Source organism: Candidatus Ozemobacteraceae bacterium, from assembly GCA_035373905.1.
Taxonomy (GTDB): Bacteria; Muiribacteriota; Ozemobacteria; order Ozemobacterales; family Ozemobacteraceae; genus MWAR01.
In genome coordinates, this window is sequence record DAOSOK010000028.1 from 39,272 (window position 1) to 57,362 (window position 18,091).

Annotated in this window: 12 protein-coding genes; 5 read left to right on the top strand and 7 right to left on the bottom strand. The window is 63.4% G+C overall.

All coding sequences use genetic code 11. The features are described from left to right. The first annotated feature begins 164 nt into the window (after nt 1-164). Nucleotides 165-1,031 (top strand): DMT family transporter, encoded by an 867-nt coding sequence (locus PLU72_14060; GenBank protein ID HOT29307.1) that lies wholly within the window; start codon nt 165-167, stop codon nt 1,029-1,031. Nucleotides 1,032-1,167: 136 nt separating this feature from the next. Here the strand turns inward: PLU72_14060 and PLU72_14065 are convergent, their stop codons facing one another. Next, nucleotides 1,168-1,812 (bottom strand): hypothetical protein, encoded by a 645-nt coding sequence (locus tag PLU72_14065; GenBank protein HOT29308.1) that lies wholly within the window; start codon nt 1,810-1,812, stop codon nt 1,168-1,170. A 203-nt stretch (nt 1,813-2,015) separates the two neighbouring features. Between PLU72_14065 and PLU72_14070 the strand changes: the two genes are divergently transcribed. Then, nucleotides 2,016-3,416: a family 1 glycosylhydrolase gene (locus PLU72_14070; GenBank protein HOT29309.1), complete on the top strand. Its 1,401-nt coding sequence runs from the start codon at nt 2,016-2,018 to the stop codon at nt 3,414-3,416. 254 nt (nt 3,417-3,670) lie between these two features. Here PLU72_14070 and ptsG read toward each other — a convergent pair whose 3' ends face one another. From ptsG to PLU72_14085, 3 genes are all read right to left on the bottom strand, one after another. Continuing rightward, complete coding sequence (gene ptsG / locus PLU72_14075) at nt 3,671-5,488, bottom strand: PTS glucose transporter subunit IIBC (GenBank protein HOT29310.1); 1,818 nt, start codon at nt 5,486-5,488, stop codon at nt 3,671-3,673. A 13-nt stretch (nt 5,489-5,501) separates the two neighbouring features. Further along, a complete protein-coding gene (ptsP, locus tag PLU72_14080; GenBank protein ID HOT29311.1) occupies nt 5,502-8,084 on the bottom strand; it encodes a phosphoenolpyruvate--protein phosphotransferase in 2,583 nt (860 codons plus the stop codon). A gap of 161 nt (nt 8,085-8,245) precedes the next feature. After that, complete coding sequence (locus PLU72_14085) at nt 8,246-9,565, bottom strand: hypothetical protein (protein ID HOT29312.1); 1,320 nt, start codon at nt 9,563-9,565, stop codon at nt 8,246-8,248. A 290-nt stretch (nt 9,566-9,855) separates the two neighbouring features. Between PLU72_14085 and PLU72_14090 the strand changes: the two genes are divergently transcribed. Next, nucleotides 9,856-10,656 carry a hypothetical protein gene (locus PLU72_14090; protein HOT29313.1) on the top strand — a complete coding sequence of 267 codons (801 nt, stop codon included), beginning with the start codon at nt 9,856-9,858 and terminating at the stop codon, nt 10,654-10,656. 145 nt (nt 10,657-10,801) lie between these two features. Here the strand turns inward: PLU72_14090 and PLU72_14095 are convergent, their stop codons facing one another. Beyond that, nucleotides 10,802-11,728, bottom strand: coding sequence for a DMT family transporter (locus PLU72_14095; GenBank protein ID HOT29314.1), 927 nt, complete (start codon nt 11,726-11,728; stop codon nt 10,802-10,804). A gap of 152 nt (nt 11,729-11,880) precedes the next feature. Here PLU72_14095 and PLU72_14100 point away from each other — a divergent pair, with 152 nt between their 5' ends. Together PLU72_14100 and PLU72_14105 are read left to right on the top strand one after the other, a co-directional pair. After that, complete coding sequence (locus tag PLU72_14100; GenBank protein HOT29315.1) at nt 11,881-13,977, top strand: M3 family metallopeptidase; 2,097 nt, start codon at nt 11,881-11,883, stop codon at nt 13,975-13,977. A 249-nt stretch (nt 13,978-14,226) separates the two neighbouring features. Next, nucleotides 14,227-14,835: a 4Fe-4S single cluster domain-containing protein gene (locus PLU72_14105; GenBank protein HOT29316.1), complete on the top strand. Its 609-nt coding sequence runs from the start codon at nt 14,227-14,229 to the stop codon at nt 14,833-14,835. On the opposite strand, the gene PLU72_14110 is transcribed toward PLU72_14105, so the two are convergent. Together PLU72_14110 and PLU72_14115 are read right to left on the bottom strand one after the other, a co-directional pair. Beyond that, nucleotides 14,819-15,040 (bottom strand): hypothetical protein, encoded by a 222-nt coding sequence (locus tag PLU72_14110; GenBank protein HOT29317.1) that lies wholly within the window; start codon nt 15,038-15,040, stop codon nt 14,819-14,821. The genes PLU72_14105 and PLU72_14110 overlap by 17 nt on opposite strands. Before the next feature lie 645 nt (nt 15,041-15,685). Further along, nucleotides 15,686-18,043 (bottom strand): VIT domain-containing protein, encoded by a 2,358-nt coding sequence (locus tag PLU72_14115; GenBank protein HOT29318.1) that lies wholly within the window; start codon nt 18,041-18,043, stop codon nt 15,686-15,688. Nucleotides 18,044-18,091 lie beyond the last annotated feature (48 nt).

An 18,091-nucleotide genomic window follows, 5' to 3' on the forward strand; every position in this document is an offset into this window, starting at 1 on the left:
GAGTTCACCGCAGGCGCAGAGTCTGGTTTTCATCTGCCCTGCACCTGCGTCATCTGCGCATTGGTTCCGTCAGCTTCCGGCCGAAATTTCTCGGCGCGCATTGACACCGCACCCTACGGCATGGTTCCCTTCGGCGCATGACAGAATCCGGTGGAATGACGGGAATGGAGCGAAAGGCGCTGTTCGGCGCCGTTGCGACCCAGTTGATCACGGGCAGCACCTACCTGTTCGCCAAGCTCGCCCTGAACGAGTTCGCTCCGATGGCGCTCGGCTGTCTCAGGTTCTCGATCACCGCCGGCGTGTTCACGCTGCTGCTGGGCTGGAAAAAAGTGCTGACGCTCCCCCGCCCCGCCGACCGAGGCCTGTTCCTGGCCCTCGCCGCGCTTGCCGTGCCGCTGAACCAGGCGCTGTTCCTGACCGGCCAGAAATATGCCCCCTCGAGTCACGGCGCCCTCATGTACGCGTTGACGCCCCTGATGGTGCTGGTTCTCTCCGGCATCTTTCTCGGGGAAAGAGCCACCTGGCCGAAACTCGCCGGTGTCGCGCTCGGCTTCACGGGGGTCGCGACGGTGCTTCTCGATCGGCTGGCAGGCGTTTCCGGGGAAACGCTGTTCGGAGACGCGCTGCTGTTCCTGGCTGTGGTCACATGGGCCGTCTTCACGATTCTCAGCAAGAAAGCGCTCACCCGCTACACGCCGCTGGAGGTGACCGGAACGGCCCTGACGCTCGGCGCTGTCCTGTTTCTGCCGGTCGGAGGCTACGCGCTCGCCGTCCAGGACTGGGCGGCGGTGACACCGACCGGGATCGGTTCCGTTCTATATCTTTCGTTATTGACGTCGGTCGTTGCCTATCTCGTCTGGGCTTGGGCTCTTCGGATTCTGGAGGCCGGCAAGGTCGCCGTCGTATCGAACCTGCAGCCGGTCATCGCCGTCGTTCTCGGCTGGGCGTTCCTCGGGGAACCGGTCACGGCGCATTTCATCGCCGGCACCGCGCTCGTTGTCTCCGGCGTGTTCCTGACCCAGCGCGGCTGAAGCATGTCCCGTTCAGGAGAACCGCCGCCCTGGGTGGGGGCGGCGGCCTGAAGGGAGGAGGTTGAGGTTTCTGCTATTTCAGGCAGGACCGGATCCGACATCCTGGTGCGGTTCCGCTCCTGTTGTCAGACGCGTATCAGGAGAGAGCTTTTCCGATTTCCCGGATCAGGTCCCGGACGGCTTCCTGGGATTCCTGGTAGATCTGGTAGTTCTGGTTGTCGGTTTCTTCCCAGACAGGCATGATATGCATGCCCTCATCCGAACCGCCGGGGAACGGGAAACCCGCACCGCCGAGCGAATCCGGGTCGAACTGCATGTTGGCCAGCCACAGGGAGACGATCGCCCCGCGCAGCTTCCCATATTTCGCGAGCAGGGCGTCTTTGTCCTTCGGTTCTGCGCCGGTCTTGATCAGCGCTTCGAGGTTCGCCAGGCGGGCCTGCATGACGCTGCTCTTCGCGACGAACGAACTCCAGATCAGTCTCGTGTCCCTGCGCCGCACGGCGGAAGCGCGAAACATGGCGATCTCACCGTCGGCCGCGAGCACGCTGTCAAACACCTTCGGGGTCAGGATCGTCGCATCGGCGATCGTTTCGATCTTCGCCGCATCGACGAGGCCGATGACTTCCTCGAACGCCGACCGGAGGCCGTTCCAGTTCACGCCTCCGTCCGACAGGATCACGCGACCGTGGGTTCGTGCGGCAAGCGTCTCCGGCGTCGCAGCGAAGACCGCGCTCCCCACCAGAGCCACGACCATCAACGCAACCTGTGCCATGCGAATCATCGTTTTTCTCCTGGAACCGCGATTTTTCAGGAAACACGTCGCAACTTGCGTACCATCACCGCACCCCACGTGAAACGCTGAAATATCGGTGCTTTCGCGCATTGTTTTGCGCCCGAGTGCCGATTTTTCCGCGTTTTCTGTCACGTTTTCGGCACAGGCACCTGGGGAGGTTCGTTTCATCAAAGGCATGGTAAGCTTGGATCATGCGATACTTGTTTCCGGAGGACTTCATCTGGGGGGCGGCGACGGCGGCCCTGCAGGTCGAGGGGGCGACGGCGGAGGACGGGCGGGGCGACTCGGTCTGGGACGTCTTCTGTCGCGAGCACTCCGAGCGAATTTTCGGGCGTGCGACGCCCGAAACGGCCTGCGACCAATATCGCCGGTTCGCCGAAGACGTGCGGCTGATGCGCGAATTCGGGATCAGGGGATACAGGTTCTCGATTTCCTGGCCGAGGCTGTTTCCGGGCGGGGACGGCCCGCTGAACGAACGCGGAGCGGCGTATTACCACCGGCTGATCGATGCGCTGCTCGAAGCCGGCATTCAGCCGCACGTCACGCTCTTCCATTGGGATCTTCCCCAGCCTCTCGGGGCGGCGGGGAACTGGGAATCGATGCGCACCGTCGCCGCGTTCGAATCGTATGCGGCGACCTGTTTCCGGTTGTTCGGCGACCGCGTAAAGCGCTGGGCCACGCTCAACGAACCGGGTTGGATGACGCTGAACGGCTGGGTCACGGGCCTGCATCCGCCCGGAAGGAAAGACTTTCGCGCAGCCATCCAGGTCGCGACAAACCTGATGATCGCGAACGCCCGCGTCTACGAACGATTTCATGCCGACGGCCGGGACGGCGAATCGGGTATAGCGCTGAATATGTCACCCGTCATGCCCGCAACGCAGGATCCCGCGGATGTCAGGGCGGCGGAACTGGCCGACGCGGTTCTGAACCGCTGGTTCAGCGATCCGCCCATGCACGGCAGGTTCCCGCAGGCCGCCGTTTCCCTGTATGAACGCCACGGGCTGATGCCGGTGATCGCTCCGGACGATCTGAAACGGCTTTCGCGACCTTCGGCGGACTTTCTCGGCATCAATTACTATTATCCGCACCACGCCTCGGCCGACGCGCCCGAGACCGATTTCCATCTCAACATCTCGGGCAATCGACAGGAGACCTGCACCTACGCGATCGAAGGGCTGTTCCGGTTCGTTCCGCCGGCGCAGGGCCGCGCGACCGACTGGGGCTGGGAGATCGCGCCCGAGGTTCTCGGCGACCTGCTGATCGCGCTGCATCGGGAACGGCCGGGCCTGCCGCTCGACGTGACCGAGAACGGGATCGGCATGCCCGACGCGCCCGGCCCCGACGGCATCATCGACGACCAGCCCCGCATCGGATTCATCCGCGACCATCTCGCCGCCGTCCATCGCGCCCGAGCCGCCGGCGCCAACGTGCGCGGCTACTACGTCTGGTCGCTGCTCGACAACTTCTCCTGGCTCAACGGGTATAAAAAGCGCTACGGCTTGTTTTACGTCGACCGCGCCACCTGTGACCGCACGCCGAAGAACAGCGCGTTCTGGTACCGCGACGTTTCGAGGAATCACGGCTTCTGAAAGGACGATCCCCCGCCGGCGCCCGATCGGGCCGGCGGGGGATTTCGCCTCTTGATACGATCGTTTATTGAGTCCCGCATATCAAATACCAGCTTCGTCTTTCCGTTCGTGCTGAGCTTGTCAAAGCACGAACAGCCACTTGCAGATGATTCCTCATTTCGCCCTTTGACAGCCTCAGGGCGAACGGGTGGCTTTCATTCTGCAGGAATCAATATCGCAGACGCCGTGAAGGATGTTCCGAACGCTACAGCCGGTCACTTTGCCGCCCCCGCGGCGGCGGCCAGCAGGGCCTGGAGTTCGACGGCATACTGATCGGCGTTCAGGCCGACCAGCAGGTGCAACACGTCACCGGACACGCGCATCGTGGCGTGGACGCCCGAATCCCGCAGGGCATCGTCTGCAACATGTTTCGCGTCTCCGAGCGTGACGCGGAGTCTCGTCGCGGCGCAGGCTTCGATCCGCTTCACGTTGGAAGCGCCGCCCAGAGCGGCAAGCATGGCACGGGCCTTTTCCGGAGCGTTCGGATCGCGCTTTCGCGAGAGGTCGGCGGCGGTCGGCCGCGTCGCGGCAGCGGCCTGCGGGAGTTCGTCCGGTTTCAGTTCGGCTTCGTCGCCGGCCGACTCGAGATACTCCTTCATATCGGTCATCAGGTTTTCCGATCGGGTGCCGAAAATAGCCTGGATGCCGCTTCCGGCCGTGACGACACCCGCGGCGCCCAAAATTTTCAGCCGTTCGGGACTCGCTTTCGCCAGGTCGTTCACCTCGACGCGCAGCCGCGTGATGCAGGAATCGAGGCTTTTGATGTTGCTCTTTCCGCCGAAGGCGAGAACGATCTGACGGGCGAAATCGTGCGCGATCTCGACGGCGGCGCCGCCGGCGACGCGGCTGTCGGCCGCCTCTTCCGGTTCGCGGCCGGGCGTCTTGAGGTCGAACGTCAGGATGAACCACCGGAAGAGGAAGAAGTAGATGAGGGCCCAGCACGGCCCGACGACGAACATCCAGAGGGCTTTCGTCGACTGCGGGAACAGCACGATGTAATCGATCAGTCCGTGGGAGAAGGTCATGCCGTGCTTGATTCCGAGGGTGATGCAAAGGGCGAACGCGCCGGCCGCCATGACCGCGTGCAGGCCGTACAGCAGGGGCGCGACGAAGATGAACGAGAACTCGATCGGCTCGGTGATGCCGGTCAGGAAGGACGTCAGCGCGGCCGACATCATGATGCCGCCCACCCTCGCCTGGTGCTCCTTCCGGGCGCAGAACCACATCGCGATCGCGGCGGCGGGCAGGCCCCACATCTTGAACAGGTAGCCGCCGGCCATGTTGCCGGCCGTCGGATCGCCCGCGACGTACCGCTGGATTTCGCCGTGGATCGCCGTTTTCGTGACAGGGTCGATGTATTCGCCGACCTCGAAGAAGAACGGGACGTTCCAGACGTGGTGCAGCCCGAACGGGATCAGCGCCCGCTCGACGACGCCGTAGATCGCGAACGCCATCGTCGGGTTGCCGCTCGCCGCCCATTTCGAGAAGACGCCGATCAGTTTTCCGATGGGGGGCCAGACGAAGCTGAGCACGATTCCCAGCAGGATCGCGGCGCCGGCCGTCAGGATCGGCACCAGCCGCTTACCGGCGAAAAAGCCGAGATACGGCGGCAGCTGCACCTTGTAGAACCGGTTGAACAGCCAGCCGGCGATGCCGCCGATCAGGATGCCGCCGAACACGCCCGTCTCGATGCTGGGCATGCCCATGACGAGCCTCGTGTCGACGCCCAGGACGCCTGCCATGACGCCCATCGTGGCCGTCATGACGACGAAGCCCACGGTGCCGGCGAGGGCCCCGACGCCGTCGTTGTTGGTGAAGCCGAGCGCGACGCCGATCGCGAAGATCAGCGCCAGATTGCCGAAGATCGAGTCGCCGGCCTTCGCCATCAGGGCGGAAACCGTCGGAGGAATGAAGCCGAACTTCGCGCTGCCGATGCCCAGCAGGAGGCCGGCGACGGGAAGCACGGCGACCGGGAGCATGAGGGCTTTCCCGACCTTCTGGAGAGAGGCGAAGGCGTTATTCAATATATTCATCGGTATTTTCTCCTCAGGCTCCGGCCACGGCCGATGCGGCGAGTTCGCGGACGGCGGCGGGACTGTCGAGCGTCAGCGCCTTTTCGGCGAGGCTCCGGCAGTCGGACATCGCCAGCCTGCGCACCAGGGCCTTGATCGAGGGGATCGCGGGCACGCTCACGCTCAGTTTGTCGACGCCGAGGCCCAGCAGGATCGGGACCGCCCGGGCGTCGCCGGCGAGGCCGCCGCAGACGCTGACGGGCCGCTGGTGGTCACGGGCGGCACGGACGGTCAGTGCGATCAACTGGAGAACGGCCGGATGCAGACCATCGACCTGGGAAGCCAGTTTCGGGTGTCCCCGGTCCATCGCCAATGTATATTGGGTCAAATCGTTCGTGCCGATCGAGAAGAACGCGGCCTCGTGCGCGAACCGTTCGGCAAGCAGCGCGGCGCTGGGCACCTCGACCATGATGCCGGCCGGAACCGGCGAGACGCCGAGCGCCTTCGCCTCCTCCTCGAGGATGTCCCGGGCGGCCCGGAACTCGGCGAGGCTCGCGATCATCGGAAACATCACCTGGACGGCCGCGCCGCCGGATGCCGCGGCGCGCAGAACGGCTCGCAGCTGGGGGCGCATGATGTCGGGGCGGTCCAGCGCGACACGCAGGCCCCGGATGCCGAGGAACGGGTTTTCCTCGCGCGGAAGCGGAAGATAGGAAAGAGGCTTGTCGCCGCCGACGTCCAGGGTGCGGATCGTCAGCGTGCGGCCCTGTCCGAGGGTTTGGGCCATGGCCGTGTAGGCGGCGGTCTGCTCGTCTTCGGTCGGCGGCACGGCCCGGTCGAGGAAGAGGAATTCCGACCGGAGGAGGCCGACGCCTTCGCCGCCGAGTTTCACCGACTGGTCGGCATCGGCCTGGCCGCCGATGTTCGCCACGACGGCGATCTTGCTGCCGTCGCGCGTGAGGGCGGGCTCGGCGGCGGCGGCGAACTCGGCGCGGCGCCGTTCCTCGGCCGCTTTCTGCTCGCCCCGGACCTTCTCGATCTCGGCCGCGGGCGGATTCAGCCGCAGGATGCCATTCGAGCCGTCGAGAACCGCCGGAAGATCATCCGCGACGTCGAGCACCCGGGGTTCGATCGCGGCGATGGCCGGCAGGCCGAGGGATCGGGCGAGGATGGCCACATGCGAGGTTGCGCCGCCGGCCACGGTGGCGAACCCGAGAACCTTTCCGCGGTCGAGCGCCGCCGTATCGGACGGGGTGAGGTCTTCCGCGACGAGGATCGTCTCGGGCGGGAACTCCCGCTTTTCCTCGCCGACCCCGAGCAGGATGCGGAGCACGCGGCGTCCGACGTCGCGCAGGTCGTTCGCGCGCGCCGCCAGCAGCTCGTTGCTCATGGCGGCGAGCCGGTCGGCCTGGACCGTGATGGCGGCATCCCATGCGGCCGCGGCGCTTTTTCCCTTCGCGATGGCGCTTTCGGTCAGATCGAGCACGTCGGGATCGTCCATCAGTTCCTGGTGGGCCGCAAATATGGCGGCTTTTCCGGCGTCGGCCGCGGCGGCGAGCCTGTCATGGAGCGCTCCGGTCTGCTGTTTCGCCTGTTCGAGCGCCTGGCCCAGCTTCCTGCGCTCGATTTCGGGAGTTTCCGCCGTTTCCGGGACGTGAAGATCGGTGCGGACGAGTTTTCTGATGCGTCCGACAGCCAGCCCCGGCGAGGCGGAAACGCCCGTCAGGCGGTTCGGGTCACCGGAAACGAGAGCGGCCGGTCTCGATTCCGGCGTTGGCGCCGTGACGGCTCCGGGCGGAAGAGCCCGGGCCGCCTGCGCGGCCCTGCCGCCGCCCTCCCCCAGTCCGTCGCGCACAGCTGGCAGGATAGCCGCCAGCGCAGCTTCGGCATCAGGGCCCTTCGCGGTCAGGTAAATCTTGTCGCCACATCGCACGTCGAGACCCATGATCGCGACAAGGCTTCGGGCGTTCGCGGCAGCCGTTCCCCGGTGCAGCCTGATCTCGGATTTATACCGGCGGGCCAGGCCGGCGAGAACCGCGGCGGGCCTGGCGTGGAGGCCTGTCGGGTTCGGAACGACGACCGCTTCCGACGTGAGGGTCTTCGCGAGGTCCGGCTCCGCTTCGGGAGCTCCGGCGGCCGGTTCCGCGAGATGTATTTCGAGCACGATATCCCTGCCTGACGAAACGGATCCGGTCGCCGGCTTCATCGATGCGACCCGCTCTGGCGTCGTGACGAGCACCTGGGTCAGGAGGCTCGCGGCGCGCCTGGCGACGAGGTCGGGATCGAACTCGATCAAGGGCTGGCCGATCTTGATCGCTTCGCCGGCCCTGACGAGGGGCTTGAACCCGTCCCCCTTGAGATGGACCGTATCGATGCCGATATGCATCATGATTTCGAGGCCCGCCGCCGGGGAAAACGTGATCGCGTGACCGCAGGAATGAACCTGCGTGACGGTTCCGTCGCAGGGTGCTTTCAAAACCGGATCGACCGGGTCGATCGATATGCCATCACCTACGATTTTCTGTGCAAACACGGGATCGGGCACCAGTTCAATCGGCACCAGGATTCCCGACAGCGGCGCTTTCAGCACGAGCGTTTGCGGCTGATTCCTCGTCATCTCTTCCTCCGATGGCCCCCGCCTCGTCGCAGGGGTGTTCCGCCACTATACCACCGGCCGGGCACACATGCGAAACTCCCCGCAAACCGCCGCCGGAAACAAAGGAAGCGCACCCGCGATGGGTGCGCTTGAAGGGGTTGAAGCAGACAGGGGATGGGGGACTACGATTTCCGGAGGTTCTTCGTTCCGAGGCTGAGAAGGAATCCGAGGCCGAGGCTGACGAACGAACCGATCATCAGGAGAGACGCCCAGGTCGTCGTCGAGAGGGTACGACCATAGTCATAGATATTGCCGGCGGCCGACTTGATGCCGAGACCGAAATACCTGACCGCGACGAGGCCGAGAAAGCCGACGCAGAAAAGGTTCCGCCTGGTGAATGCGACGACGAGGTGGGCGCCGAACACGAGATACCAGTTGATGGTCGAGAGACCGCCGCCGATCTCGTCCGTCCTGGCGGTGAAGAGTGCGAACAGCGTCAGGCCGATCAGCACCGTGGCGTCGTAGGTGTTGATCGAGTACATCTTTGCGATCTGCGTGCGGAAGAAACTTTGGAAGAAAAAAACGCCGGCGAGCAGATACGGCAGATAGACGAAGGTCAGGTTGCCGATCGCCGGGTTTCCGGCGGTCGCGTCGGCCATCACGTTCTTTTCGAGCTGGAACGGCAGGATCGCGAAGGGGAACAGCAGGAGCGCCCAGGAAAACGTCGTCGCGTCGCCGACATACGGGTTGGGCTCGGCTTCCTCGAGACTGCTGTTGCGCCAGTTGGCGACGATGACCGGGAGCTGGATCGCGGCCGCGACGAGCCAGATCATGTACACGTCCACCTGGCCGGAAAACGGCATTCCCGGATTGCCGCTTCCCGTCGAATCCATGACTGAGTATATATAATTAGGAGAATAATATATCATGCCGAACGCCATGAGCGGATAGACGAGACGTTCCCAGCGCACCTTGATCTCGAGCCAGGTGAGAACGGCCCAGACCTTGGCCGCACCGAGAACAAGATAGAACGTGGAAAGGGTGAAGCCCCATGACCGGTCCATCACCGCGATGCGCACCTGGTAGAACGTGAGATCGGCCAGGAACACCATGACGAAGACGAGCAGCAGTTTGCCGTGCCGGCTGTTCGTGCCGGTCCGGAGCAGGTAGATCGCCATGGCCACCAGGACGATCTCGTAGACGTTCTGCACGCCGAAGAAACCGGCGACGGTCCCGACGCCGACCGCGTTTTCCGACGCCGCGCCGTTGACCAGATACAATCCCGCGATCATCAGCAGCACGCTCACCAGGTAGAGCGGGTTGGCGTCGATGATCAGGCGCATCCAGCCGCCGTCTTCACCTCCGTCTCCCGCATGTCCGGAAGGCGGCACGCCGTCCGTGTTCTCCGGGCGCACGTCCCCGGCGTCGCGTGAACGTTCCGGCTTCTGCGCGGCATCCGTCTGCTGCATCGGCAACTCCTGATTCGACGTGTTCTCTGTCATACCCCGCCTCCAATCGCCGCGATTTTTGATTCGATGCCGTTGCTTCGGCGCAACCGACATGCCAGCCCGTACACGGGATGTCGCACGTCACGGCGGCATCCCGAAAACTCGCGTTCAGAGCGCATTTCCCGCCACATTCACCGTTCGTCCGGCCCGGTCTCGAGCTCCGGATGCGTCATTTCTGTCCAGCGTCGAGGCGTCGGGAATGACGCAGGTCGAGGAGGTTTGGAAATGCGACGTTTTCATGTATGATGCTGACGATAGACACACACCGGATCGAGGAGGTTCTTGTGAGACACATCATCACCGCTTCCCTTCTGCTGCTTCTGCTGCTGGCCTTGTCGTCCGTCGTTCCGTCGCACGCCGCGCCGCCCCCCGTTCCCGCCGAAGCCGAGGCGGAATGGGAGGTCGAAAAGATCGTTCTGCACCGCGACAACGGCAAAGGGGAAGCCGGCGACGAGACATCCTGGTTTTATCCTTCCGACCACGTGCACCATGTTCTGGTGCGGTTCAAGTCGCTCAAGGTGGGCCTTCTGAAGCCGGTCGCGAAGTTCATCTCGGTGAACACCGCCGCCGGCCGCGACCTGGTCATCGCCGAGTCCCCATCGGAAACGGCCCTCGTCGGGAACGAGTACAAGGGGTCGCTGACGCTCGAGCGCGATTTCCCCGTCGGATACTACCGGTTCGAACTCGCAATCAACGGCAAACCCGTCGCGGCGACAAACTACTGCGTCATGGACAAGCCGGCTGATTTCAAAATCTACGATTATTCCCTCCACCTCCCCGATACAGACGGAGAACTTGGCGAGGAAGTGAAGGGGTTTACGACGGCAAACCGGCATCTGTATCTGAGCGTGCGGACATCGGGAATCGTGCCGGGCACCCGGCTGAAATGGATCTGGCGCGCTCTCGAAACGGAAAAAGGCCCCGGCGAGATCACCTCCGCCGAAGGGCTTCTGCAGGAGGTCGGGATCTTCAACCTCAGCCCCGATCTCAGACTGGAAAACCCGCTTCCGGTCGGTTCCTACAGTCTCGAAATGTATCTCGACGGCACCCCGATCGCATCTTTCCCCTTCGGCGTAGAAAAATAGCTTTTACAATAGAATAAACATCGCTGCATATTCGCAGGCGCGTTGGCTGCCTGGTTATTGAGTTCTGCAGAACAAAAGCCATTTTCTCCTTCCCGTTCGTGCCGAGCCTGTCAAAGCACGTGAAGCTCTCGCCCCTTCGATAGACTCAGGGCGAACGGGTGGTTTCGGGGTCGGCCGCCGGGCTTCTTTTCAGGAGAGGTCCGAACTGAGCCAGGAGGCACCCCGCGAGCATCAGCGCGCAGCCGGCCGTCGCGCGCCAGGACATGATTTCCCCGAGCAGCACCCGGCCCGTCCAGGCGGCGAACACGGCTTCGAGGCTCAGGATGATCGCGGCATGCGCCGGCAGGGCGTCTTTCTGCGCGATGACCTGGAGCGTATACCCGACGCCCACCGAGATCAGTCCGCCGTAGGCGATCGGCACGACTCCTCCCGACAGGCCGGTGAGGGTGACGGATTCGCGCCAGAAGGCCGTCGCCAGGCTGAGAATTCCGCAGACGATGAACTGGCCGATCGAGAAGGATATCGGCTCGAGCCGAGCCGCATACCAGCCGACCAGCAGAACGTGACCGGCCCAGAAGACTGCCCCGATCAGCTCCAGCAGGTCGCCGAACGCGATCGTGAACGCTTCGGTGACGCTCAGCAGGAACAGGCCGACGGCCGCCAGCACCACGCCAAACCAGGTCCACGCGTCCGGCCGATGGTGCGCGAACAAGCCGAACAGCGGCACGAACACCACGTACAACCCCGTGATGAACCCGGCTTTTCCGGCCGTCGTCCAGACGAGGCCGACCTGCTGAAGCGAGGCGCCGGCGAACAGGAAAACCCCGGCGATACAGCAAGCCCTGACATACCGCGACATCCCGAGATCGACCCCGGCGCCTTCAGCCCGGGCGACGTTCCGTTGGTGTCGGGCAAGCGGCAGAAGCGCGAGCGCGCCGAGCAGGAACCGCACGCCGTTGAACGTGAACGGTCCGACGCTGTTCATGCCGACGCGCTGTGCGACGAACGCCGCGCCCCAGACCAGGGCCGTCAGCAGCAGCATCGCATCAGCTTTCCAGATTTTCGTATTCATCCGCTCCTCCGCGTGCCGTAGTATCCGACGCCAGCCCCAGATTTGCAACCGTCCGCCGGAAGAAACCGCACGGGCGGGTGCATCGGCCGCATGGGCGTGATACGATGAACGCCGCAAAAATCACCCATGTATGGGAAATGAAGGAGTCAGGCATGTTGATACGCTCTCTGCTCACCGTTCTGGCCGTCGTCTGCTGCGCCGGCCTGGCTTTCGCCGAACAGTCCAGGGCCGCCCAGCCCGTCCAGGGTTGCAAGGTCCAGCTCGCGGACGTCGAGGGGATGCCCTTCGCCCCCCGGTTCGATTTCACGAAGGAAGAAGTCGCGAAGGTCGCCTCCGACTCGCGCAAGGAGCTCGACGCGCGCCTCGAGGAGATCGTGAAGATCCCCGCCGGCAAACGCACGTTCGACAACACCGTGAAGGCGTTCGAAGCGGCCCTGTCGGATTTCGGCGACGTCATCACCCTTCCGATCTTCATGTCGTATGTCTCGAAGGATGCCGCGGTGCGCGAAGCGGCAGCGGCGCTCGAAGAGGAATCGAGCAAATACACCGTCGAGATCATGACCCGGCGCGACCTGTACAACGCCGTCAACGAGTTCGCGCAGACAAAGCCGCAGCTTTCCGATGAAGATCAGTTTCTGCTCGACCGCATCATGCTCGGGTTCAAGCGCAACGGTCTCATGCTGTCCGAAGCCGACCTCGCGACATACAAGGAGCTGAAGCAGCAGCTCGTCGCGACCGAGCTCAAGTTCGAGAAGAACATCCGCGACTGGAAGGACCAGCTCGAGGTCACGAAGGAAGAGCTCGAAGGCCTTCCCGAGGATTTCATCGCTGGCCTCGCCACCACGACCGACGGCAGGTTCGTCGTGACCCTCAATTACCCCGACTACTTCCCGATGATGGACAACGCGAAGAACGACGACGTCCGTCGCCGGCTCGAGTTCAAGTTCAACAACCGCTGCGCCGACACCAACGTGCAGCTGCTCGAAGAGGGCCTCCGGCTCCGCCAGCAGCTCGCCGAACTGCTCGGATACAAGAACCACGCCGAATATCAGCTCGACGACCGCATGGCGAAGAAGCCCGAAACGGTCACCGAGTTCCTCGACCGCCTGCACGGCAAGCTGCTTCCCAAGGCGAAAGCCGAGCTGCGAGACCGCCTCGCCCTTCGTGCGAAAGAAGCCGGCATCCGCACCACCGAGCCCCTGATGGGCTGGCAGTGGCGCTACTGGAACAACCAGTACAGCAAGATGGTGCTCAACATCGACAAGGAAGCGATGAAGCAGTATTTCCCGCTCGAGACCGTCATGAACGGCATGCTCGCCATCTACGCCGAAGTCTTCGACGTGATCATGGAAAAAGCGGCCCTTCCCGTCTGGAACGAGGAAGTGATGTCCTACGTCGTGAAGGAGAAGAACGGCGAGGTCATCGGGTATCTCTACATCGACCTGTTCCCGCGCGACGGGAAATACAAGCATCAGGCCTGCTTCGGCCTGGTCGGCGGCCGCGAGCTGCCGGGCGGCGTCTATCAGAAGCCGGCTTGCGCCATCGTCGGCAACTTCAACCGGCCCGCGGCCGGCCAGCCCTCGCTGCTGACCCACGACGACGTCGAGACGATGTTCCACGAGTTCGGTCACGTCACCCACAATATCTTCACGAAGGCCCGCTACGGCATGTTCTCGGGAACCGCCGTCGCGCGCGACTTCGTCGAGGTGCCCTCGACCATCCTCGAGAACTGGGCCTGGAACAAGGACGTGCTCAAGCGCATCTCCGGCCACTGGAAGAACCCGTCCGAGAAGCTGCCCGACGCGATGATCGACCGCCTCATCAAGAGCCGCACCTTCGACACCGGCCTCGTGAACGTGCGCCAGATCTTCCTCACGAAGTTCGATATGGCCTGCCATACGACCGATCTGAAAAACACCACGATCACCTACGGCCGGCTCCAGCGCAAGTACATGCTGACGCCCAAGAGCGTCGGAACGCATCCGCAGGCCAGCTTTGGCCACCTGATGGGCGGCTATGACGCCGGATACTACGGGTATCTCTGGGCCCGCGCCATCTCGGCCGACATCTTCACCGAGTTCGAGAAGAACGGCGTGTTCGACGGCGCCACCGGGAAGAAGTATCGCGACCTGATCCTCGCCCCCGGCCGCACCGCCGACCAGAACGTGCAGATCCAGGCATTCCTCGGCCGGGCCTTCAACGAGGATGCCCTGCTTCGCCAGTTCGGCCTCGAAACCGTTTCGAAGTAATCCTCCCGCCCCGTTTCACCACCGGGTCCGCCTCACGGGCGGGCCCGGTTTTCTTTCCCAGGAATACGAAGATGGTGCACAGAAATCATTCCCGGGTCAATCCAGGACATCGTTATTGCGTTGCACCGGGCGGGTTTCAAACCCGCCCCTATAGTTGCATCGCTCTTTTTATCTAATGGTGAAAGAGTCTCGGCGGCGGGATTTTTCTGGAGTCTTCGGCGGGAAAATCTGAGGTATCATCTTTGTATGATGAAACTGCGGGTTCATTCGTTCATCGGCCGGACGGCCGTCGAGGGGCCGGGGGAGCGGGCCTGCATCTGGGTGCAGGGCTGCCCGATCCGGTGCGCAGGCTGTTTCAACCCGGAGACGTGGCCGTTCGAAGGCGGCTCGGAGATGACCGTCGACGACCTGTTCGAGAGGGTGTCACGCGAGAATGATATAGAAGGCATTACATTTCTCGGCGGCGAGCCGTTCGCGCAGGCGGCCCCTCTCGCGGAACTGGCGGAACGGCTGCGCGAAAAAGGCCTCTCCGTCGTCACGTTCACGGGGTATACGCTCGAACGGATCCGCGCCGCGGGCGACGCCGCTTGGGACCGCCTGCTCGCGGCGACCGACCTGCTGATCGACGGGCCGTTTGTCGAGGCGCAGGCCGATCAGAGCCGTCCCTGGGTTGGATCGTCGAACAAGCGGTTCGTCTTCCTGACCGGGCGGTACCGCCATCTCGAGGCCGTTCTGAACCAGATTCCGAACGGCCTGGAGCTCCGGATCTCGCCGGTGGGCGGCGTCACCATCAACGGCATGGAGACCTCCGAGGCTCTCGAAGAGATCAGAAAGACCCTCGTCACTTCACGTCGTTAATCCACTTCGAAACGCGTTCCGGCGTGTTTTTGACATACTCGCCGAAGCGGTCCCAGTGGGTGGTGAACACGGTCCGCTTCATCGGCATCCCGCGCTCCATGAAATCTTCCTGCGTGATTTCGAGCGTTCCGCTCTTGAAGAAAACATAGGCGAACAGCCCGAACAGAACGGCGATGATCATCACCGGCTTGAAAAACGCATGCATGACCTCTCTCCTGCTGTCTCGAATCTCGACACAAGTATACCTCAACTCGCCAGGCGCCACGCTTCTCATTCAACAATCCGGCAGCAACGAATGAGCGACGGAGGCGCAGAGCAGCACGTGTCCTCAGCGGTTCCGCGCCTCAGCGGTGAATCATACGATTGCCAACGGAACAGAGCACAAAGAACTCAGTTCCTACTCCTCTCACAAGTATTGAGTCCTGCATATCAATAACCAGCTTCGTGTCCTCGTTCGTGCTGAGCTTGTCGAAGCACGAAAGCTCTCGCCCTTCGACAAGCTCAGGGCGAACGGCTGTATCATGTCAGGTCGCATAAAATATATTTCATACGCGATAGTTATCGCCTAACATATGAGACAAGCATTATTACTCCTCTCACAAGTAACACGACAATCACTTGCATGCTCGATACCGTTCGTGCTGAGCCTGTCGAAGCACAAATGCTCGCGCCCTTCGACAGGTTCAGGGCGAACGGGGGGATCATGTCGATGCGGATACAATATATATTTTACGTGATACTTGTCGCCCAACATATGAGACGCTGGTATTTCCCAGAGAAGCAGGAGGCTCTCTGTGATTCAGCGATTGCCAGGAAGGGATGTGCCTGCGACAAGGCAGGGCAAGGCGAGTCAAGACCCGAGTTTTCCGGAAATCCAGGCGAAGAGGTCGGCGCCGGCTGGGCCGGCGACCTGAGTTCCGGCCAGCAGGGCTTCGGCCTTGCGGACGCCGATGCACCAGAGGTCTTCCTCGGCAGCGGCTTTCTTACGCAGGAGATGAACCGCGAGAACCGTCGCAAGCACCTTCGCAGCATCGACACCCCCGGGAACGTTCAACTCGCGCGCCCATTTTTTCAGTTCGTCGAGCGATCGGCCGGCCAACTCAGCGAGGGCGTTTTCCAGAATGAACCAGCCTTCCGCCTGTTGCAGCATGAGAATATTTATTGATTTTATAGTATCAATAATTTCTTTTTGCGCTTCACCGCCGACAGGGAAGGAGGCGCGCCTGGCCTTTCGGGTTTTGCCGCCGGAATCCTCCGTCGCTTCGTCGAACGCGGCGGACATGTTTGCGCAGCAGGTGTCGACCATCGAATTCATGAGCGTGGCAGGCTGCACAAGGTAAGAACAGACGATGCCCTTCATGCCCGCGGCCATGCCGAATCCAGGGATTGCATGACCGCCATGCCAGCCGCTGGTGATCTGGACCGGCACGCGTCGCAGTTCCGTCTGTCCCGTGGCCCTGGCGTCGGCCGCGCGCTCCTCGACGGCGACGAAACTGGTGCCGCTGCAGAGAAGGCCGTATTCGCAGGAGATCTCGATCGCCTTTTTCAGCCACGATTCCTGAACACCGCGCTTCTGGCGTGAGCCGCCCCTGGGAACGTCATGCGTCTCTTCGAGCTCGAGAATGGCCTGACGCGCCCACCAGAGGGCGGCAATCCCGCCTTCTTCGGGCTTCGAGCGACGGATCTCGGCCGACCAGGCGACTTCACCGGTCTTCGTTTTTCCGCGCACCGTCACCCTGGTGCCGTCGGGCGGCGTCTGGCCCTTTTTGAAACGGGCGGCAACCAGCAGGGATTCGCCGGCGAACACGGCCGGCACATCGCGCGGCGCGGGTTCGGCCCCCGAAACGCCCCAGTCGATGACCAGATCGGTCGCGACCGGAGCCGCCACCCTCGCGAACTGGCGCAGAACCTTCGGTTCGATGCGCTCGCCGGGGTGGATGAACTCGGCAGCACCGCCGCCACGGCGGGCGATACCCCTGACCAGATACTCGCTGGAACCGGCCCCGATGCCGAACGCGAACACCCTGCACCGGTTGCGGAGACGGCCGGCCCAGGCAAGCACCTCGTCTTCGTTGCTGACCGCACCGTCGGTCATGACGAGAAGACTGAACGACTCGTTGCCGGTCATCTTCTCGATCTTCTTCAGCGCTTCCAAAATCTCCGTGCCGCCGAGATCGGCTTCGATGCCGCGAACCTGCTCGACAGCGGCGTCGAGACTGGCCTGGCTGAACACGACCGGCTCACCGGTCATCGGCCGGCAGTCGCTTCCGAAACGGACGATCTGGAACCGGTCACCCGGCTGGAGCGCCCGCAGACACAGCTCGACCGCCCGCCTGGCCTGAACGATCGATTCCCCGCACATGGAACCGGAACAGTCGACGAGAAAGACGGCCGTCTTCCGCTCCTGCGCCGCGACTGGCCGCCCTTCGGGAACGCACTCGACCAGGAGGTGCTCACGGCCGTTCCGTTCGGCGGCGAGCGCGCTCATGGCGAGGACCTGGGCGGTCTCGATCAGAATGACCAGGTCGCGATCGAGGGAGGTCGTCTGCTGGCCGAACGCGATGCGGGCCGTGGCGCCGTCGATCTCGGCGCGAAGGGGATGCGAGGGCGATTCGACGACCTTGACGGCCGACGGCATGACGGCCTCGAGATCGAGCGAGAGGCCGTAGGGAACCTTTGCCGCGTATGGCGGCGTGGTGCGTTCTATTTCGGCCAGCGCCTCGGCGGAAAGATGCCCCGGCGCGTACCGGGGAGTGATGGTGGTCGGAATCATCACCCGCACGCCGCGCGGCTCTGAGGCCGCGAGCTGGATGAACCGCAGCTCGACCTGGACCTCCTGGCCCGGGAGGAGATTGCCGACGCTGACCTGGAAAACGTTCGGCCGCTCCTGGTCGAGAAGGAACGCCCCGTCGCCCTCGGCCATCGCCTCGTCGTACGTTTCGAACGCCTTCTCGCGCTCTTCGACGGAACCCGCGATCAGGCGGTCGCCGATACGGATCGAGAATCCGCACACAGCGGCCTCTTCGGGCAGGGGAAACAGATACGTCGCCTCGATGGCGTTCTTTTCGATGTTGCGGAACCGCTGCGTCAGGCACCACTCGCCCACCCGCCCCTGCAGGCGCCCCGAAAGCCGGCAGCCGATCAGGGGAACCGCCTCTCCGCTCTTGCCGATGACTCCCCGGTCACTCTCCTGCTGGTGCGTGGTCATGGTGATTTCTCCTCTTCTTCAGCCGCGCGAACGGCATTTCGGCCGGCA